We start from the raw sequence: 19,509 nt of genomic DNA, 5'->3' as shown, positions 1-19,509 counted from the left end.
CGGGGTCGGCCCGTGAGTGCTGTGCCGTCCAATAACAGGTGAAGCGTTCACACGGCCCCGCCGGTTTTTTCCGATATGACGCCAGAAATATCAACCGATGGTGGGGTTACAACGGCTGGGGCTGTTCGGCGTCATCCACATGGACGACCCGACGAAGGTGACGGCAGAACTGCACGAGTTCGCCGGCGACGCGGAGGCGCTGTTCATCGAGTTCCCCGATGGAGGGGTATCTCCCTGGGTGTGGCTGTCTGCCGCGCTCCGGACGCCGGCTATCTTCGTCGGCTTGCTCTACTTTATGTCCATTTTCCAGGGTCTGGTGTTGCTCCTGGTGTCTCGCGATCTGTTACCCTCAGAACTCGTCGCGGTCCGTCGAGTCGCCGCGGACCGGGACCTCCCGATTCACGGGGTCGACGAGAATCCGGTCGAGGCGGCCGCGACCGCAGGGCCGAAACTCGCTGCGCTGAACTGGGCGATACTCCTGCCCGTGCTCGTCTTCGAACCGGTCGCCGCGGCCGTGACGGTCGCCGCCGCGGTGGCCGGTATACTGGCCCCGTTCTTCCTCAGAGGACAGGGCTACCGACGCCTCGGCCCGACGCTGTTCGCGCTGGGGCTGGTGGGCATCGTCGCCATCGCCGTCACTGGACCGTTCTCCCTGCTTCTCCCAGTTATCGGAGCGCTGTCGATACTCGTCTACATGGTCTACGGCATCGACCACCGAAACGAGGTGATGCTCGACCGTGTAGCGGGTATCGCAGGCGAGGAGGGGTACGACGAGGCGGTCCTCGTTACGGGGAAGGGACATCTCGGCGGGCTCGCCCGGAAGGCTGCCGACCGCGGACTGACGGTCCCCCGAATCCTCGTCTCGTTCTGGCGCGACGACGGTGAGACGGTGACCGATATCGAACCCGCAGCCCTCCCAGAAATCGAGTTTGGTGCTGGCAGCAACGGCCTCGAAACAACTGGCATGCGGAACGATACTGAAACACGGCTTCACCGGGCCCTCGCAGCCGGCATCGACTACGTCGCCGTGGGCATCGTCTGGGTCATCTGCAATTTCGTGGCGTTGCTGCCCCTCGTGGTGGTTACAGACGCCACCACGTCGGTCGCCTTGTGGACAGCTGTCGGTAGCTTCTGCCTCCTTGCCGTCGGCTATCACGTGGTACTGGAAACGGTCTGGGGGCAGACAATCGGCAAGCGCTTCGCCGGACTCGTCGTCTCAGGCACCGACGGTTCGGAACTCGACGCGCGGACCGCGCTCGTCCGGAACGCCCTCCGTCCACTGGGGATGGCCACGCTGTATCTCGGCAGCGCCCTCGTCGTCAACTCCACCAGCCGCGGCCAGACGATGGGCGATTTGCTCGCACGGACGGTCGTGACGAGGGTGGCGAACGCTCCGAAGTCGGACGGACAAGACGGAGACGACGAAGCGACGGAAGAGCGGCCACAGTCACCGAGAGACGACAGCCCGACATCCGAGGTGGCCGACGCGACGCCGGACGCTGATTCCGGACCGTCCCGGTACTGGTAGCCGAGTATGCGGGCGCGACAAAACGAACTGAGCGCCGGCGGCGTGAGAATCGAGTGCCTCTGGTTTACTGACCGATAGCGACCGTCACGGCCTCGTCGTAGCGGGTCTTCTCGGCCAGCAGGTCGTGGTCCCGACCGGCGGCGATAGCGCTCGCCTCGGCGATACCCGGCCAGCCGATGAGCTCCTTCGAGCGGGACGGCGTCGGGCCCTCGAACCCTTCGAGAGTTTCCTTCTCGAAGGCGACGACGCCCAGCCCCCACTCCTCGGCGGCTTCGAGCATCCCCTCCTCGTCGGCTTTCCGCGTGCCGGTGGCGACGAATTCCACGTCCGACCGGTCGAGGCCGGCCTCCTCCAGAGCTGCGTCCCACGCCGCGTGGAACTGCTCTAGGTCGGCGCCAGCGACGCTGCCACAGCCCAGCACGACGCCGTCGTCGCTGTTGCGCTTGAGCACGCTCACGTCGTCGTCGACGAGGACGGCTTTCGGCCCGTCGAGCCGTTCGATAGGGCCGAGTTCGTCGTCCAGGACCGCGAGGTTCGTCGCGACCGTCGAATCCCCGTTGACGACGTGGGCGTCCAGGGCCTTGGCCTGCTTCTCGACACCCTGCTTGCCCGCGGCCTCGCTGGCAGTCGTCATCGCCGGCACCGCGCCCATGCTCGCCAGGTCGTCGGCCACCTGGTTCGCGCCGTGGTGGCCGCCGGTGATGGGGATTGCCCAGGTCAGCTCCTCGTCGACCACACAGATTGCGGGGTCGTCCCACTTGTCGTCGAGCAGGTGGGCCGTCTTCCGCATCGCGATGCCGCTTGCCATCAGCCCGATAAAGCAGTCGTACTCGCCCCAGTGCTCCTCGAAGATGTCGCCGTGATATTCGAGGATGTCGATGGATTCGTAGCGGTCGCCGATGCCGTCGACGATGTCCTGGGCGGTGTCCATCTTGCGCTCGAAGGCGACGATGGCTATCTCTTCCGCGACTTCCCCGTCGGAGTCGGGCGCTTTGCAACTGTTCGAGCTCGAATCTGAATCGCTGTCAGTACTCATTGGAAACTGGTGGCCGGCGAACGGTCCGCACGCGACTGCCGGCCGAACGGTCGCGCGTGTTCAGTGTACTCGGCTGTAATACGGTGCGGTCGGCGCGCGCTGGCGCGCCCCCGTGGCGCGCCGGAACTGTGCGAGGGATGAGCGAGCGTAGCGAGCGAATCGGCTGGGGAGGACTGTGGCTTGCGGTGTATCGCACCGGGGTGGACTGAAAGGGGCAGGTCGGTCGCGGTCGCTCGGCGGCAGGGCTCCCGCGTAGCGGGATGCCGTCGAGCGGCCGCGAGCGGCCTGGGGCTTTCTGGCTGTACTCGAAGGCGGCGAACCATCCTAGTCGTCGGCCTCCTGCGAACCGTCCGAAGACCCACCTGAGGCCCACTCGCCGTAGAGGAACGAGCGTTCGTAGTCCTCGCCCCCCACCGCATCGCCGATGATGACCATCGCCGAGGCCCGATAGCCCGCCTCCTCTACCTTCTCACCGATGGTCCCAATGGTGCCCTCGATGACGTCCTCGTCGGGCCAGGACGCGTGATAGACGGCCGCCACCGGCGTCTCGGGGTCGTGGCCGTCCTCGAGCAGCCGCTCCATCGTCTCAGCCACAGCATGCGTCCCCAGATAGATACACGTCGTCACGTCGCCCATACCGACGAACTCCGAGATGTGGTCTTCCTCCTCGGTCAGCGTCTTGCCCTGCGGGCGGGTGAAGGCGACGTGGTTCGCGACCTCGTTCAGCGTGAGCTGGGTCCGCATCGTCGCACTCGCGGCGAAGGCCGACGTGACGCCCGGGACGATGTACGTGGGAACGCCCTCGTGTTCCAGGGCGTCCATCTGCTCCAGTGCCGCGCCGTAGATCGCCGGGTCGCCGCTGTGGAGCCGGACCACCGTGTCGCCGGCCTCGTACGCGTCCCGCATCAGCGGAATCAGCTCCTCCAGGTCCTTCCCGATGGAGGAGACGGTCTCGGCGTCCGCACAGTACTCGTCCAGCAGTTCGCTGTTGACCAGCGAACCGGCGTGGACCACGAGGTCGGCGTCGGCCAGCAGGTCCCGGCCGGCGACGGTCAACAGCTTCGGGTCGCCCGGGCCGGCACCGACGAAGGGAATGCCCTTCTGCTCGTCACCCGCGCTGTGGTCGTAGACGCGGTCGTCGCGGTCGGTCGCGACGGCGTCGATGGCGTCCTGTGGGTCGGTCTCGGCGTCGCTGTCGTCAGTCATTCGGCCACCTCGTCGCCGCCGAGTTCTCCCTCAGAGCGTTCCTGGCGGGCGATGCTGGCCTCCCCGCCGTCAGAGACCACGCCCGCTTCGTCGACCCCTTCGAGGAAGGCGTCGGTAGCCTGCTCGACCCGAGCGTCGGGCCGTTCGGCGTAGGCGAGCGTGTAGTAGTCCCGTTCGTCGATATCGTGGGGGTCGTCGGTCACGAGCGTCTCGCCCTGCTGCATGAACAGTCGGCGGCCGTAGGTCACGTCGTAGCCCGCCTCGACGAGCCCCTCGTGGGTCGCCGGGGCATCAGTCACTTTGAACAATATCATCCGGTCGGGGCCGGTCGGCGAGACCCCGCCGTCGGCCTCCCGAAGCGCCAGACTCGACCCCGCGGTAATCTCGACGCCCAGCGCCGTCGCGAAGGCGGTGACCGCGCTGACGCCGGGCACCACTTCGAGGTCTACCTCGGGGTGGAACGCAGCAAGTGTTCGCCGGAGATGGCCGAAGGTTGAGTAGACGTTCGGGTCACCCAGCGTGACGAAGGCAGCGTCGCCGTCGCGGGCCTGCGGGGCGATTTCGGCCGCCGCAGTCTTCCAGGCCGAACGGAGCTTCTCCTCGTCGCGGGTCATCGGGAAGTCGAGGTCGCCGATACGCTCTTGTGGGACGTGTTTCGTCGCCACCGTCCGGGAGAGCCGGCCGGGCGAGTAGACCACGTCGGCGTTCTCCAGTGCGCGCTTGCCCCGCACCGTCACGAGGTCGGCCTGTCCGGGGCCGAGGCCGACGCCGTAGAGGGTCATCGGTCGCCTCCGTCGTCCGCGGCGCCACTGTCAGTAGCCCCAGCGACACTGCCACCGTCGGCCGCCACGTCGTCGCTCGCACTGCCGACGAGCATGTAGACGGGGTTCTCCGAATCGAAGCTCGTCGCCCCGGCCAGCTCGTAGCCGTGGCTTACCTGGAACTGGATGACCTCCGCCAGCAGGTCTCGCTCGCGGAACGCCTCGGTGGCCGCGCCGGCGACCTCCAGTCGGGAGACGTTCATCACTACGCGGTCGATACCGGTCTCGACGGCGTGGTCGAGAACGGCCTCGTAGTTGCGGCTCCCGCCCAGGAACAGCGCGTCGGCGTCGTCGGGCAGCCCCTCGGGCGCTTCGGCCTCGCGAAGCCGTACCTCGGCGTCGGTGTCGTTCGCGGCGAGGTTCTGCTCCGTCACTTCCAGTCGCTCCGGTTTGCGTTCGAGCGCAGTGACCGCACCGGCGCGCCGGGCCGCGTCGATGGTGACCGCGCCGGTACAGGAGCCGACTTCGACGAAGTGGTCGGTCGGCCCGAGGTCGAGTTTGCTCGCGAGGACGGCCCGAACCTCCGGCTTCGTCGGCCCGGCCTTCGCGTCGTGGGGCAACGAGACGTGTGCCATGGCAAGTACAATCTCGTGTGACGCATAAAACAATTGTGCTTGTACTACTCCAATCTATATTGTCTTATCGCCGATTTTGGCCCACTGGGACCAATCAGGCCTTCGGTAACGAAAAGCTACTTTATCCCGTAGGCCGGAGATACGGTAATGGCACAGCGTTCGGACGGGAGCGAGGAGTTCGGCGTCCTCCGGAGCAAGCGGACCGCCACTCGATACCAGATCATGGTCGAAATCGCGGAGCGCCAGCCGGCGGTCAGCCAGCAGGAGATAGCCGACGCCATCGGCATCACCTCACAGGCCGTCAGCGACTACCTCCAGGGGCTCTCGGAGGAAGGGCACGTCACAAAGCACGGCCGCGGGCGCTACGAGGTCACCAAGGAAGGCGTCGACTGGCTCATCTCACAGACCGACGCCCTCCGGAGCTTCGTCGGCCACGTCTCCGAGGATATCATCGGCCAGGTCGACATCGAGACGGTGCTCGCGACGAGTGACATAGCGGAAGGCGAGACCGTCTCCGTGACGATGCGCGAGGGCGTGTTGCGCGCCGTCGCGGGCGACACCGGTAACGCAACCGCAGTTGCGGTGACCGACGCCGCCGCCGGGACGGACCTGGGCATCACCAACGTCGAGGGCGTCGTCGAGTACGACCTCGGCGACGTGACCGCAGTGTCGATTCCCAGGGTGCAAAACGACGGGAGCGGGGCCGCCGACGCCGACCGCATCGCCGGCCTGGCGACGGACCACGACCTCGTCGCCGTCGCGGGCGTCGAGGCCCTGGCCGCCGCACGGGCCGCCGACGTCGCGGTCGACATCCGCTATGGCAGCGTTGCCGCCGTCGAGGAGGCCGCCACGAAGGGCCAGGACGTACTCCTGCTCGCCAGTGCCGACCAGCTCTCGACCCACACCGACGCGCTGGCCGGTGCGAACATCGGCTACGAAGTGCTCGACGCCGCCGAGTAAGCCCGTCAGGCCGGTGTCACCCGGAACACGGCCGCCTCGCGTGACTCGACAGTCGCCGACAGCTCGCCCAGTGTCTCCCACCCCTCCCCGGTCCAGCAATCGAGGACGGCGTAGCGTCTCCCGGCCGTCGGGACCGACGTCTCGTCGACGTGGGTCCGTATCTCCGTCCGCTCCTCACCGCGGTTCCACAGCGCCACCGCAGCGCCGTCGGAGAGGCGCTTGCTCCAGACCTCGCAGGTCGGGTCGCGGCGGTCGGGGGTCCCCTGCATGCCCAGCGGGTCCTGGTCGATGGCGAGCAGGTATTCGTTGGTGAGCAGGTCGAGCAGGTCCGGCGAGGCGGCTGTGAGGTCCGTCCCGACGAACAGCGGCGCGCCGAGCAGACACCAGAAGGCGAAGTGGGTCCGGTTCTCCACGGCCGAGAGCCGGCGCTCGATATCGGTCGGTTCGTGCTGTGACTGGGCCGAGTCGGGCCCGTTGCCGACCTGAAGCATGTCGGGGTCGTTGTACCCCCCGGGACCTTGAGCCGCCGCGATGTCCAGGGCCGCCACGCGGTCGACTATGTCGGCGATACCGAGGCCGAACTCACCCTCGTGTGTCTGCCACTTCGCGACGGCGTCGTCGGTCACCCGCCAGCAGTGCCCGCCCACGTTCCGACCCCACTCCCAGGGGTTCGATTGCCCCCACTCACAGATACTGTAGACGATATCGCGGTCGACCGCCCCTAGCGCCTCGCCCATCGCTCCGTACCGGTCCACGGCGTCGCGCCCGCGGTGGTCCCCGCAGTTGTCGTACTTCAGGTAGTCGACGCCCCAGTCGGCGAACTGTTCGGCGTGCAGTCGCTCCAGTCCCAGGGTTGCGGGATACCCCTGGCAGGTGTGGCTGCCCGCAGACGAATAGATGCCGAACTTGAGCCCCCGCTCGTGGACGTACTCGGCGAGTGCGGCCATGCCACTCGGGAAGTCCTCTGCGTCGGCCACCAGTCGACCCGCGTCGTCGGTCTCGTCGGCCATCCAGCAGTCGTCGACGACGACGTACTCGTAGCCGGCGTCGCGCAGTCCAGTCTCGACCAGCGCGTCCGCCGCCGCACGGATGTCCTTCTCCGTGACTGTACAGCTGTGGGCGTTCCAGGAGTTCCAGCCCATCGGTGGGGTAGCGGCGAGCATAGCGTCGGCGTCGTCGTGGGTCACAGGTTGGCGTCCCGGCGGGTGAACAAAACAGTTGGTACGGCGGAGGGTTCAGACAGTCAGAACGCTACCGCGTCCGGCGACAGCTTTAGTAATACGTAGCAACGATGGTACAACTAGCTATGGCGAGTAGTACGAGTGAGCCGGAGGTAGTCCGCGTCTCACAGAAGGGACAGGCGACGATTCCGAAGCCGCTGCGGGAGAAGTTCGGTATCGAGAGCCCCGGAGAGGTGTTTATTTACGAGGAGGAGGGCCGAATCGTCATCGAGCCGGTCCCGGGACTCACCGAGCTACACGGCATTCACGCGAGCGAGGGCGAACCGGGCGAGGTTCTGGCCAAGGTTCGCGCCGAGAAGGAGGCCGAGAAGCGACGCGAGGCAGACCGCGCTGACGACCTGCGGCCGAGCGACAGATGAGTGACGCCTACGTCTTCGATACGGAAGCTATCATCGCCTTTCTGTACAACGAGCCTGGCCACGAACGGGTCGGGGCACTGCTCGAAGAACTGGCGGCAACTGACAGGGAGGGATATCTCTCCGAAGCCAATGCCAGCGAAGTGTACTATCTCGTCGCTCGCTTCGAGGGCACAGCCGACGAGGAACCGACAGCGGCCTCGCTCCGGACCGCGGACCGGGATCTCCGGACGCTCACGCGGAACGGACTGACACTCGCCCGGGCCGACTGGCGACAAATCGGTGAGATAAAAGCCGACGGGGATATCTCGCTGGCCGACGCCGCTGCCGTCGCCCTCGCGGCGGAACGCGACGCGACGCTCATCGTGGGCGCCGACGACGACTTCGATTCGCTGCCGGTGGCGGTCGATATCGAACGGTTCCGGACCGAAGCCGTATGACTGCCGTGACAGAACGCCTTTGGCCAGCGCTCCCGTCGATAGGCCAATGAGTCCGGACAGATCCGAGCCGCGCTCGAAAGTCGCGCGGCTCATCGAGGCGTACGATCTGGCCCCGCTCGGGGCGGACCTGGAAGCCGCCTGGCTGGGCGAGGCGGGCGAGCGACAGAGCCTGCGCGACCTCGCCGACCGGTTCAACCGGGCGCTGTTGCTGGCGGCGGTCCGGGACGCCGGCATGGACGTCGTCGACGGGGAGGCACAGAACTACTACCGGCTCCTCACCGAGGATTCGGTGAGCGCCGGTCGCCGAGTGGAGGCGGAGAACCGGCTCGACGCCGCAGGCGTCGACGTCGACGCGCTGCGGGAGAACTTCGTCAGCTACCAGTCGATACGCCACTATCTGACCGAGGTCCGCGACGCCAGCTACGAACGCGACGAGGCGTCATCAGGGGTCGAGCGCGAACGGTCCGTCATCGACCGGCTCCAGAGCCGGGTCGAGCGGGTGGTCCGGGACACAATCGACCGACTGCGCACGGCCGGTCGGCTCTCGGTGGGCGAGTACCGCATCCTCGTCAGCGTCGACGTGCTCTGTGAGGACTGTGGTGGCCAGTACACCGTCGGGGAGCTGCTGGACCGCGGTCACTGCGACTGCGAGTCGCCCTGACCAATCTGCCGGACCCGCTCGTAGCTGTCGGGCAGGGCCGCGGCATCCTCCGGCAGCAGGGCGACGACCAGATACGGCACCTCGCTGGCGAAGTACTCGACCAGCGCGGCGATGCGCTCGGCGTCGATGGCCTCGAGCGAGTCAAGCAGCATGAACGGCACCTGCTCGGCCACGTCGTGGACGAGATAGCCCGCCAGCGCGAACACGAGCCCGGTGACGGCTCGTTCGGATTCCGAGAGGTGAGAAACCGTGTCCTCGTAGACGGTCCCGCCGTCGGAGCTGCGAACCACGTGGAGTTCGAACTCCGAGCCCTCGATGACCGACTCGGCGTCGACGGTGGCCACGGAGTCGGCGGGGCCGCCGAGCCGTTCGAGCCAGATGCGCTCGACGTTCTCGTAATCAAGGATGTCCAGCAGGTCGGCCATCCGCTCGTTGAACGCCGTCGTCGCCTCCGTCTCCAGCGTGTCGATGCGGGTCCGCAGGTCGATGAGCTCCTCGACCACGGACTCACGGCGCTCGACGAGTGCCTCGTCCCGCCGAATCTCCGCCTCGGCCGTCGCTATCTCCGATTCGATCTCTTCGAGCGTCGACTCCAGGGATTCGAGTTCGAACTCCAGTTCGTTGGCCTCGCTGTGGAGGTCCAGTACCTCGTCGACCTCGGCCGAGCGCAGCTCCGTCACCTCGCTCTCGAGGTCGCCGACCCTGGCCGAGAGGTTATCACGACGCTCTCGCAGGTCCGACAGCGTCCCCTGGCGCCGCGTAATCTCCGTGTCCACCTCCTCGATAGTGTCGGTGAGCTCGTCGCGACGGTCTACCGTCTCCGTTATCCGGGTGACTTCTTCGGACAGGTCGTCGATTTCAGCTTCCAGGTCGTCTATCTCCGCGAATGTCTCCGTTCGGTGCTCGCGAAGACTATCGAGAGTGCGCTCGAAACGCACTGGCTTGACAGTCGAGCCACAGGTCCAGCAGGTCGTCTTCGAGCCCCGATAGAGCTGGTCGGTGATGTCCCCGACACTCTCGGGTTTCCGGCCGAGGGCCTCCGCGATGCGGTCGTGCTCGCCGTCGACGAACTCCTCGTTGAACCCGATGATGGTCTGGAGACGGGAGGTGTAGGTCGATAGCTCGCGCTTGCGCTCGCGGCGGGCCGAGAGCCGGGCCTCCAGCTCCGCCAGCCGGTCGGCCGGCGCGTCGGGGAGGCCGGCCAGTTCGGCGGCGAGCCGGCCGCGTTCGTCCCGCAGCGCCGAGAGGCTCTCCTGTTCGGTCGTGATGTCGCCCCGGACACGCCGCAGCTCCTCCCGGGTCGCACGCAGTTCGTCGAGTTTGGTCTCCAGTACCTCCGTGTTGGTCTGGGTCAGGTCGACCGTGAGGTCCCGCTCGTCGAGGCGGTCCTCGACCGCGGCCAGCTCCTCGCGGACGTCGGCTATCTCAGCTTCCTTCTGTGCGCGGCGCTGTTCCAGGTCTGGGAGCCGCTGTTTGAGGTCGGCGATGTCGTCAAGTTCGTCGTCGATATCGGCCTTGCGCCGTTCGGCCTCGTGAATCTCCCGTCGCAGCTCCGAGGTGTCAACCGGCCGCATGATGATGTCCCTGGGGTCCTCCCCCCGGACGACCGCCTGGCGCGCCTCGTTGTCCTCCAGCAGGAACGCAAAGAGGTTAGCGAGCGTCGGGTCCGCGAGCAGTCCGTCGCCGGAGCTGACGATGCCGTCCTCGGCCCGCGTGAGCTGGCGTTCGTACGTTTGCTCGCCCAGCGTGAGCGAGACCTCGCCCTGCTTTGCGTCCCCTTTCACCGCGGTCCAGTCGCTACCCAGCGCGGCCATCATCGCCTTCAGGAACGATGTCCGGTTGGTCGCGTTCCGGCCGGCGAGGACGGTGACGCCCGGCGACAGCTCCACCGCCGCCGAGTCGATGCCACCGATGTTCTCGACCGTAACGGTCGCGTCCGCATCGGCGGTCGTCGCCGGGTGCATACCCCTACGTCTGCCGGTCGCGCTCTTAAATTCTGGGGCGCGCGCGGTGACCGGGGTGCCGAAATTGGTCGGTTTCAGTAGGACAGAATAACAAGCATATGGCTGTTAGGTCAGTTGTGACCCACCCCTCATTCCAAACAGATACAGTCACCCGAATCCCCATAATGCACAATATCAATCGAATTCGTTCAAAAACGCTAACGTTTATGGTAGATAGTGGACGTAGCCGCAGGTGTCGCACCAATGTCAGAGAGCCCCAAATTCGAACGACTGCTCCGGTCGCACGTGACCTCCGTCAAGGAGGACCTGATGACCGGCGTGTCGTTCATGATTCCGTTCGTCACGATTGGCGGTATCTTCCTCGCACTCGCGTACGCTGTGGGGGATACCCAGGCAGTCTTCGATAACACCGGCTCACCGGGCTGGTTCCTCGCCCAGGTCGGCACGGCCGGCCTCACCATCATGGTCCCCATCCTCGGGGCCTACATCGCCTACGCCATCGCGGACCGTCCAGGACTTGCACCCGGATTCCTGCTGTCGTTCATCATCCAGGATGGAGTCGTCGTCTCCGAAGCCGCCGCCGTCATCGGCGTCTCCGGCGGCGAGGCCGGCGCCGGCTACCTCGGCGCCATCGTCGCCGGGCTGCTGGCCGGCTACGTCGCGCGCTGGTTCAAAGGCCTGGACGTCCCGGAGTTCCTCGTCCCGATGATGCCCGTCCTCATCATTCCCGTCGCGACGATGGCGGTCCTCACGCCTATCATGCTGTTCGTGCTGGGCGTTCCGGTCGCGCTCGCTAACGCGAGTCTGACCGGGTTTCTGGAAGGGATGCAGGGCGGGCAGGCGATGTTCGTCGGGCTCATCCTCGGCGGGATGATGGCCTTCGACATGGGCGGTCCGGTGAACAAGGTGGCCTACGTCTTCTCGACGGGGCTCATCACCGAGGGCATCTACGCCCCCATGGCGGCCGTGATGATCGGCGGGATGGTCCCGCCTATCGGGCTGGCCATCTCGAACTTCATCTCCCCACATAAGTACGCGGCCGAGATGTACGAGAACGCAAAGAGCGGCGTCGTGCTTGGCCTTTCGTTCATCACGGAGGGCGCGATTCCCTACGCCGCGGCCGACCCCCTGCGGGTCATCCCCGCCGTCGTCGCCGGCAGCGCCGCCGGCGGCGCCGCATCTATGGCGCTGAACGTCACGATGCCCGCGCCCCACGGCGGTATCTTCGTCATTCCGCTGTCGAACAAACCGTTCATCTTCCTGGGCTGTATCGTCCTGGGCTCGTTCGTCACTGCGGCCGTGGCGCTCCTCCTCAAGCCCGACTTCGAGGACCGCGTCGAGGCCGGCACCGAGTCGAGCGCAGGCACGGCACAGCCGAGCGACGACTAACCCACAATGACAGACCAGATTACAGACGACATCGACGAACTGATTCCGGCGAGCCACATCTCGCTGTCCGAACCACCCGAAGGGAAGGAGGCGACCATCGAGTATCTGCTCGACCTCGTCGTCGAGTCGGGCCGCATCGAGGACCGGCAGGCGGCCCTCGACGCCTTGCTCGCTCGCGAGGAAGAGACGACCACCGGCGTCGGAATGGGTATCGGCATTCCCCACGCGAAGACCGAGGCCGTCAACCGGCCCTCGCTGGCCTTTGTCCGCTCGGAGGCGGGCGTCGACTTCGGGAGCATGGACGACGAGCCGGCGACGCTCATCTTCCTGATACTCGTCCCCGAGGAGGGCGGCGAAGACCACCTGCAGATACTGAGTTCGCTGTCGCGGGCCCTGATGCACGACGACGTCCGCGAGCGCCTGCACGGGGCCACAGACGAGAGCGAGGTGCAGGCGACGCTCCGGGAGGCGATTGCATGAGCGAAGAGCGTACCGTCGAAATCGTCCCGGAGGCGGGGCTGCACGCCCGCCCGGCGGCGCTGTTCGTCGAGGCCGTCAACGACCACGAGGCCGAAGTCGAGGCCGGCCCGCCCGAGGGCGATCTCGTGCCCGCCCAGAGCATGATTGCCGTCACCAGCCTCGGCGTGGGCGAGGGTGACGAACTCCGCCTCGTCGCCGACGGGCCCGAGGCCGAGGCAGTGCTCGACGAACTGGAGCGAATACTGACGACCCCCGAGGACGAACTAGAGGCATAGTCATGGCAGCCAGCACACTCACCGGCACCGGCGCGACGCCCCGCTCGGGACTCGGTACCGTCGTCTGGTACGACCCCGAAATCACGCTCCCGGACGCGGACGAGTCGGTCGACGTCGAGGCCGAGCGCGACCGCTTTGCCGACGCCGTCGACACCGCCCGCGCCGAACTGGAGCGCGAGCGCGACGCCACCGCAGAGCGCGTCGGCGAGGACGAAGCCGCCATCTTCGACGCTCACATCCAGTTCCTCGAGGACCCGACCATCGAGGAGGCAGTAGTGGCGAGCATCGAGGAGGGTCGCCCGGCGGCCCACGCCGTCGACGACGCCTTCGGCGTGCACATCGAGCAGTTCGAGGGGATGGAGGGCCGCATGGCCGAGCGCGCCGACGACCTCCGTGACGTACGGGACCGCCTGCTGCGCCTGCTCACCGGGGGCGACCGGGTGAACCTGGCCGACCTGCCCGAGGGCAGCGTCGTCCTCGCCGAGCGGCTCACCCCGAGCGACACGGCCCAGCTCGACCCGGAGACGGTGGCGGGCTTTGCCACGGTAACGGGAGGCCGGACCTCACACGCCGCCATCTTCGCCCGGTCGCTGGCGCTGCCGGCCGTCGTCGGCCTCGGCGAAGCGCTGAACGACGTGTCCGAAGGCACCGAGGTCGTCGTCGACGGTGACGCCGGCGAGCTACTCGTCGGGCCCGACGAAGCCGAGCGCGAGGCCGCGCGTGCCGAGGAGGGTGCAGACGTCGTCGAGGAGTCGGTCGAGACGAGCGACGGCCGCGAGATAGAGGTCGCCGCCAACGTCGGCCGCCCTGCGGAACTGGAGCCGGCGGCGGCCCGCGGCGCCGACGGCGTGGGGCTCTACCGCACGGAGTTCCTCTTCCTCGACCGCCAGTCCCCGCCCGACGAGGACGAGCAGTACGAGACCGTCCGGGACGCGCTGGATACCTTCCCCGACGGCCGCGTGGTCGTCAGGACGCTGGACATCGGCGGGGACAAGCAGATTCCGTATCTCGACCTCCCCGAAGAGGAGAACCCGTTCCTGGGCGAGCGGGGCATCCGGCGCTCGCTGGACCCCGACGCCGAGCTGTTCCGCACGCAGCTGCGAGCGCTGCTTCGGGCGGCCGCCGACGGCGCGGGGGAGCTGAACGTGATGTTCCCCCTCGTGGCGACCGTCGAGGAGCTCGAAGCGGCCATCGAGGCTGTCGACGACGCCGCCGCCGACCTCGCGGACCGTGGCGTCGACCACGAGCGCCCGTCGCTGGGCGTGATGGTCGAGACACCGAGCGCCGTCTTCATGGCCGACGAGTTCGCCCGGCGGGTTGACTTCCTCTCTATCGGGACGAACGACCTCACGCAGTACGTGATGGCGGCCGATCGGGAGAACGAGCGCGTCGGTGACCTCCACGACCCGACGCATCCGGGCGTGGTCCGGGCCATCGGCCGCACGGTCGAGCAGGCCCATGCCAACGACGCCTGGGTCGGGATGTGCGGCGAGATGGCCGGCAACCCCGACGTCACCGAACTCCTGGTCGGGCTGGGACTGGACGAGCTCAGCATGAGCGCCGTCACCGTCCCCGACGTGAAAGTCGCCGTCAGCGAGACCGAGTACAGCGCCGCACGCGAGCGTGCCGACAGCGCTCGTCGTGTCGCAACACGCAGCGAACTCCACGAGACAATCCAATGAAATTCGTCGCAGTCACCGCCTGTCCGACCGGCATCGCACACAGTCAGATGGGCGCCGAGAACCTAGAACAGGAAGCCGAAAGACGCGGTCACGACATCGAAGTCGAGATACAGGGCGCGATGGGCGCCGAGAACGAGCTCTCGGCCGAGGACATCGAAACCGCCGACGCCGCTATCATCGCCGCAGACACCTCGGTCAATCGTGACCGTTTCGAGGACGTCCCGCTGGTCACAGGAACCATCAAGGCCGCTGTCAACGACGTCGAGGCCCTCATGGACGAAGCCGAGGAGGCCGCCGAGGGCGACCCCGACACCGAACGCGAAGTCGCCACCGACGAGGCCGACGATACCGACCACGACAGCGGCTCGCCGGACGTTCGCCGCGGCGGCGACCGCTCGAAGAGCCTCGTCGCCCGGCTCAAGCGCCTGCTGAGCTGATATCGTCGCCGACAGTCGCCCGACGACGAGTCGTCGTCGACGCGCCGACCCGCGGCCACGCACCGACACCCGACCGCAGAACGCACGCAGACACCCCAACAGAGACACATGTACGATTTCACCGACTCACCACTCGTTCGCAACGACAAGACACTGGTACTCGCTCACGACCACGGCCTGGAACACGGCCCCAAACAGTTCAGCGGCGTCGAGGAGCGCCTCGACCCCAGAGAAGTGTTCGAGATGGCGACCCACGACGCCGTCACGGCACTGGCAGTAGGGAAGGGACTGGCCGAGACCTACTATCCCAGCTACGAGGACGACGTCAATCTCCTGGCCAAACTCAACGGCAGCTCCGACCTCTGGATGGGCGACCCCTACTCGCCGAAGAACTGGACCGTCGACTACGCCGCCGAGCTGGGCGCCGACGCCATCGGCTACACCATCTACCCCGGCGTCAACCGCGAGCCCGATATGTTCGAGGACTTCCGCCCGGTCCAGGAGGCCGCCCGCGACCACGACCTCCCAATCGCGATGTGGTCGTACCCGCGCGGGCAGGCCGTCAAGTCACATCGTAGCGAGTCCATCATCGCCTACGCCGCACGGCTCGGGCTGGAACTGGGCGCGGACTTCACGAAGGTGAAGTACCCCCGAAGCAAGGACGCGATGGCCCACGCGGTCCGCGCCGCCGCGGACAATCGCGTCCTGCTGTCTGGCGGGTCGAAGACCTCCGACCGCGACTTCCTCGAACTCGTCGCCGGCTGCATGGACGTCGGCGTCTCCGGGCTGGCCGTCGGCCGCAACGTCTGGCAGCGCGAAGACCCCCAGGCTATCCTCGACAAGCTCGAATCTGTCGTCTTCGAGGAGGCGACGGCCGACGACGTGCTGGAGGGGTAATCGATGGACGTTGCACAGACCGAACGGCGGGTTCGACCGGTCGTCGCCGGCGAAGAAGTCGACGGGAGCGGGTCGGCCGACGTCCCCGACCAGACGACCGACGAGGTGTTCGCGACTGTCGCCACCGGCGACCAGACGACGGTCGCCGACGCGGTGTCCGCCGCGAGCGGGGCGGTCCCGACGGCTCTGGAGACGGCCGTCATCCAGCGTGCGACCTGGTGTGAAGCAATCACGGCTGGCATCAGGAACCGGAGCGACGAACTCACGGACGCTCTAGTCCGCGAGGCCGGCGTCCCGATAGCAAGCGCGCGCGAGGAAGCGGCGACGGCCGCGGCGCAGTTCGACAGCGTCGCCGACGTGCTCCGTTCGCTCACCGGACCGTATCGCACCTGGACGACGGCCACAGAAGCCGGCGACAACTCACTCGTCGCCGCGGTCCCACTCGGGGTCGTGCAGTGTCGCCCGTCCGTTCGAGCGCCGCTGGCGACGGCGGCCCTGCAGCTCGCCCCGTCCCTCGGCGCCGGCAATGGCGTCGTGGTGACGGCCCCGGCAGCGACACCGGTCGCCGTGTCCATACTGACCGAGCTCGTCCGCGAACACGTCCCCGAAGCCGCGGTCGGATTCGTCCCGCTCGCGGCCGACGCCGAACACGCACTGACCGGTCGTGGGGGGCCCGACGCGGTCCTCGACGCCGCGGTTGCGGCCGGGCGCGCCGGTGTGACGCGGTTCCAGCAGCGCCTCGGCGGCGGGACGACGACGCTGGTCTTCCCGGACGCCGACCTCGACGCGGCAGCCGCCGCCATCGCCGACGGGGGGCCCAGTGCCGTCGAGCGCCGCCTCGCGGGGACCTGTCACGTCCTCGTCCACGCGTCGATACAGGACGAGCTGGTCGAGCGCCTCGACGGCCACATCGCCGACTGGACCGGCGGCGACCTGTTCGACGAGACCACGACGGTCGCGCCACAGCGAGACGCCGCCGGGGCCGACCGCCTGGCGTACTTCGTCGACGACGCGACGACGAAGGGGGCGACGCTGGTCCGCGGCGGCAGTGCCGACGGCCGCCAGTTCCGGCCGACCGTCCTCTCGGACGTACCGGCCGACGCGGCGCTCCTTGAAGACCGCCAGTCCACACCCATCGTCCCGGTGACACCGTTTACATCCGACGCGGACGCCCTGGACCTGGCAGCGGCCGGGCGCCCGTCACAGTCCGTGAGCGTGTTCACCGCCCGCCACAGCCTGGCGATGGACGTGGCGGAGGCCGTGGACGCGGGTAGCATCAGCGTCCACGGGGGCGGCGATGTGCCCGAGGACCGTCTGGGCAGTCTCGACGGCCGGCGAGTGCACGAGGCCCTGACGCGGCTGACCCGAACCAAGCGAGTGCTCCAGTGATGATAGCCACCGTCACGCTCAATCCGGCGGTGGACCAGACGGTCACCACCGAGCAGCCGCTCTCGCCCGGTGAGGTCATCCGGGTCGACGACGCCCAGTTTGACGCCGGCGGGAAGGGTATCAACGTCTCGAAGTACCTCAGCGAGATGGGGACCGAGACGGTGGCTACCGGTGTCGTCGGTGGGTTTCTCGGCCGGTTCGTCACCGAACGGCTGGCGGCCCAGGGTATCGAGTCCCGGTTCGTCGATATCGACGGGACGACGCGGCTGAACTCGACCGTCCTCGCCACCGACGGCGAGTACAAGCTCAACCAGCGCGGCCCGGTAGTCTCCGACGCCGAGGTTGGGGCCATCGTCGAGCGGCTCACGTCGCTGTCGCCCGATATCGTGGTCGTCGCGGGCAGCCTCCCATCGGGCCTCGATACCGGCGCAATCGACCGCCTCGCCCGGGCCGGCCCCTGGGAGACCGCTGTCGACGTCGAAGGCGCGCTACTGCGAGAGCTCGACGCGCACTACGCCATCTGCAAACCCAACGCCCCGGAGCTCGAAGCGGCGACGGACAGGTCCGTCGACGACCGCGAATCGGCCGTCGCGGCCGCCAGCTCCCTCCGAGAGACGGGCTTTGACTGTGTCATCGCCTCGCTTGGCGCAGACGGTGCCGTTCTCGTCACAGCGGACGACGTCGTCCACGAGCCCGCCATCGACTGCGAGGTCGTCGATACGGTCGGCGCTGGCGACGCCTTGCTTTCGGGCGTGCTTGCGGCAAGGGACGCCGGCGCCGACGACGCTGTCGCCCTGCACACCGGCGTCGTCGCCGCCACCGCAGCGGTCTCGACGCCGGGGACCGACGTGCCGCCGCTGCCCGAAGCCGATGAAAGCGGCGTCCAGCCGGTCTCGAACAGCTAGGGCGCCGTCATGGCGTAGACGTTGCCGTTGCCGCTGCCGACGAAGACGACGTTGTCCACCACTGCCGGTGAGGACGACACCGGACCGCCGGTCGATAGCTCCCACTGGACGGTCCCGTCACCCGCCGAGAGGATGTACAGCTGGCTGTCGTCGCTGCCGACGTAGACGTTGCCGCCCACGACCGACGGCGCCGACCGAACCGCGTCGTTGGTCTCGAAGGACCACTGCTTTTCACCGCCCGAGGCCGAGAGTGCGGTGACACTGCTGTCGTCGCTCCCGACGTAGACGGTCCCCTCGGAGACGGCCGGCGAGGAGTGGACCGGCCCGTCCGTCCCATATCGCCACTGCTCGCTGCCGTCCGACGTCGACAGCGCCACGACGTCGCCGCCGTCAGTGCCGACGTAGACGCGCCCGTCCGCGACAGCCGGCGAACCCGTGACGCCGTCGACGACGTCGGATTTCCACTGTTGGCTGCCGTCCGCGGCCGACAGCGCGGTAACAGCGCCGCCGTTGTCCCCGACGTAAACGCTACCGCCGGTCACTGCGGGTGTTGTCTGGACCGACCCATCGGTTCCGGCGGTCCACTGTTCGCTCCCGTCCGACGTCGAGACGGCGCTGACTCGGTCGCTATCGCTACCGACGTACACCGTCCCGTCCGCGACCGTCGGCGATGCCCGGACGGGGGCACGGTCTACCAGCGGGTTGTCCGAGGCACCCGCCTCGTAGCGCCACGTAACCTCCCCAGTACCGGCCGCGAGGGCGTAGAGGTACCCGTCGTAACTGCCGACGAAGACGGTCCCGTCCGAGACGGCCGGCGACGAACGGACCAGCCCCTCTGTGGGAAGTCGCCACTGCCGGGCGCCGTTGACGGCCGAGAGACAGTAGACGTGGCCGTCGTTGCTCCCGACGTAGAGACTGCCGTCGACGACAGCGGGCGAGCTGAACACCTGCTTTCCAGTGGGATACCCCCACTGGACGATGACGTTCGCCGTCGGCCCGGTCTCGTCGGCCGCCGCCCCCGTGTTGGCGGTGTCGTAGCCGAACGAGGGCCAGCGACCGACGCTTTCGGGGATAGAGGGGCCACCGGTCGGAGTTCGGTCGTCGGAGTCGTTGGAACAGCCAGCCAACGCGGCCGCCCCAGCCACCCCCAGTGTCGCGAGGTACCGTCGCCGCGTCTGTCGCCCTGACATGGGGTCCTGTTCCGGGTCACCCGAAATAAATCCATCCGATACGTCGCAGGAACGACGCCGACGGCGGACTCCCGGCG

At 67.7% G+C, this 19,509-nt stretch carries 20 protein-coding genes; 13 read left to right on the top strand and 7 right to left on the bottom strand.

The features are described from left to right. The first annotated feature begins 97 nt into the window (after positions 1-97). Positions 98-1,528, top strand: a complete 1,431-nt coding sequence (locus EGD98_RS19990) for an RDD family protein (RefSeq protein ID WP_220590121.1) — start codon at positions 98-100, stop codon at positions 1,526-1,528. 64 nt (positions 1,529-1,592) lie between these two features. Here the strand turns inward: EGD98_RS19990 and cbiG are convergent, their stop codons facing one another. The 4 genes from cbiG to cbiT form a co-directional block, all read right to left on the bottom strand. Then, positions 1,593-2,564 carry a cobalt-precorrin 5A hydrolase gene (gene cbiG / locus EGD98_RS19985; protein WP_220590120.1) on the bottom strand — a complete coding sequence of 324 codons (972 nt, stop codon included), beginning with the start codon at positions 2,562-2,564 and terminating at the stop codon, positions 1,593-1,595. Between the two features lie 324 nt (positions 2,565-2,888). Beyond that, entirely contained in the window at positions 2,889-3,770 is an 882-nt protein-coding gene (locus tag EGD98_RS19980; RefSeq protein ID WP_220590119.1) for a cobalt-precorrin-4/precorrin-4 C(11)-methyltransferase, read from the bottom strand. After that, positions 3,767-4,552 (bottom strand): cobalt-factor II C(20)-methyltransferase, encoded by a 786-nt coding sequence (locus EGD98_RS19975; protein ID WP_220590118.1) that lies wholly within the window; start codon positions 4,550-4,552, stop codon positions 3,767-3,769. The genes EGD98_RS19980 and EGD98_RS19975 overlap by 4 nt, the downstream gene beginning before the upstream one ends. Continuing rightward, positions 4,549-5,166, bottom strand: a complete 618-nt coding sequence (gene cbiT, locus EGD98_RS19970) for a precorrin-6Y C5,15-methyltransferase (decarboxylating) subunit CbiT (RefSeq protein ID WP_220590117.1) — start codon at positions 5,164-5,166, stop codon at positions 4,549-4,551. The genes EGD98_RS19975 and cbiT overlap by 4 nt, the downstream gene beginning before the upstream one ends. Before the next feature lie 147 nt (positions 5,167-5,313). Between cbiT and EGD98_RS19965 the strand changes: the two genes are divergently transcribed. After that, entirely contained in the window at positions 5,314-6,126 is an 813-nt protein-coding gene (locus EGD98_RS19965) for a DUF7839 domain-containing protein (protein WP_220590116.1), read from the top strand. A gap of 5 nt (positions 6,127-6,131) precedes the next feature. Here the strand turns inward: EGD98_RS19965 and EGD98_RS19960 are convergent, their stop codons facing one another. After that, positions 6,132-7,313, bottom strand: a complete 1,182-nt coding sequence (locus tag EGD98_RS19960) for a glycoside hydrolase family 27 protein (RefSeq protein WP_220590115.1) — start codon at positions 7,311-7,313, stop codon at positions 6,132-6,134. Between the two features lie 119 nt (positions 7,314-7,432). Here EGD98_RS19960 and EGD98_RS19955 point away from each other — a divergent pair, with 119 nt between their 5' ends. Genes EGD98_RS19955 through rdfA form a run of 3 tightly spaced genes read left to right on the top strand, consistent with a single transcriptional unit; the run spans position 7,433 to position 8,824 of the window. Continuing rightward, the gene (locus EGD98_RS19955; RefSeq protein WP_220590114.1) at positions 7,433-7,726 is read left to right on the top strand and encodes an AbrB/MazE/SpoVT family DNA-binding domain-containing protein; all 294 of its coding nucleotides are present in this window, start codon (positions 7,433-7,435) and stop codon (positions 7,724-7,726) included. Further along, entirely contained in the window at positions 7,723-8,163 is a 441-nt protein-coding gene (locus tag EGD98_RS19950) for a PIN domain-containing protein (protein ID WP_220590113.1), read from the top strand. Before EGD98_RS19955 ends, EGD98_RS19950 begins: the two co-directional genes overlap by 4 nt. 46 nt (positions 8,164-8,209) lie before the next feature. Further along, entirely contained in the window at positions 8,210-8,824 is a 615-nt protein-coding gene (rdfA, locus tag EGD98_RS19945) for a rod-determining factor RdfA (protein ID WP_220590112.1), read from the top strand. Here rdfA and EGD98_RS19940 read toward each other — a convergent pair. Next, on the bottom strand, positions 8,800-10,788 hold the full coding sequence (locus tag EGD98_RS19940; RefSeq protein WP_220590111.1) for an archaea-specific SMC-related protein: 1,989 nt from the start codon (positions 10,786-10,788) through the stop codon (positions 8,800-8,802). The two genes, rdfA and EGD98_RS19940, sit on opposite strands and share 25 nt — an antisense overlap. 243 nt (positions 10,789-11,031) lie before the next feature. Here EGD98_RS19940 and EGD98_RS19935 point away from each other — a divergent pair, with 243 nt between their 5' ends. From EGD98_RS19935 to pfkB, 8 genes are all read left to right on the top strand, one after another. Next, complete coding sequence (locus EGD98_RS19935) at positions 11,032-12,177, top strand: PTS fructose transporter subunit IIC (protein ID WP_220590110.1); 1,146 nt, start codon at positions 11,032-11,034, stop codon at positions 12,175-12,177. A gap of 6 nt (positions 12,178-12,183) precedes the next feature. Further along, positions 12,184-12,657 (top strand): PTS sugar transporter subunit IIA, encoded by a 474-nt coding sequence (locus EGD98_RS19930; RefSeq protein ID WP_220590109.1) that lies wholly within the window; start codon positions 12,184-12,186, stop codon positions 12,655-12,657. Then, positions 12,654-12,932 (top strand): HPr family phosphocarrier protein, encoded by a 279-nt coding sequence (locus EGD98_RS19925; protein WP_220590108.1) that lies wholly within the window; start codon positions 12,654-12,656, stop codon positions 12,930-12,932. Before EGD98_RS19930 ends, EGD98_RS19925 begins: the two co-directional genes overlap by 4 nt. A 2-nt stretch (positions 12,933-12,934) precedes the next feature. Continuing rightward, complete coding sequence (gene ptsP, locus EGD98_RS19920; protein ID WP_220590107.1) at positions 12,935-14,614, top strand: phosphoenolpyruvate--protein phosphotransferase; 1,680 nt, start codon at positions 12,935-12,937, stop codon at positions 14,612-14,614. Then, the gene (locus EGD98_RS19915; protein ID WP_220590106.1) at positions 14,611-15,051 is read left to right on the top strand and encodes a PTS fructose transporter subunit IIB; all 441 of its coding nucleotides are present in this window, start codon (positions 14,611-14,613) and stop codon (positions 15,049-15,051) included. Before ptsP ends, EGD98_RS19915 begins: the two co-directional genes overlap by 4 nt. Positions 15,052-15,159: 108 nt before the next feature. Next, positions 15,160-15,948, top strand: coding sequence for a class I fructose-bisphosphate aldolase (locus tag EGD98_RS19910; protein ID WP_220590105.1), 789 nt, complete (start codon positions 15,160-15,162; stop codon positions 15,946-15,948). Between the two features lie 3 nt (positions 15,949-15,951). After that, positions 15,952-17,337, top strand: a complete 1,386-nt coding sequence (locus EGD98_RS19905) for an aldehyde dehydrogenase family protein (RefSeq protein WP_220590104.1) — start codon at positions 15,952-15,954, stop codon at positions 17,335-17,337. Continuing rightward, positions 17,337-18,242, top strand: coding sequence for a 1-phosphofructokinase (gene pfkB, locus EGD98_RS19900; protein WP_220590103.1), 906 nt, complete (start codon positions 17,337-17,339; stop codon positions 18,240-18,242). Before EGD98_RS19905 ends, pfkB begins: the two co-directional genes overlap by 1 nt. On the opposite strand, the gene EGD98_RS19895 is transcribed toward pfkB, so the two are convergent. Further along, positions 18,239-19,432, bottom strand: a complete 1,194-nt coding sequence (locus EGD98_RS19895) for an outer membrane protein assembly factor BamB family protein (RefSeq protein WP_220590102.1) — start codon at positions 19,430-19,432, stop codon at positions 18,239-18,241. The genes pfkB and EGD98_RS19895 overlap by 4 nt on opposite strands. Positions 19,433-19,509 lie beyond the last annotated feature (77 nt).

The organism is Haloarcula salinisoli, from assembly GCF_019599405.1.
GTDB classification, from domain to species: domain Archaea; phylum Halobacteriota; class Halobacteria; order Halobacteriales; family Haloarculaceae; genus Haloarcula; species Haloarcula salinisoli.
Note: the sequence above shows the minus strand (reverse complement) of the source record. Positions and strands in the feature narration are given on the sequence as shown.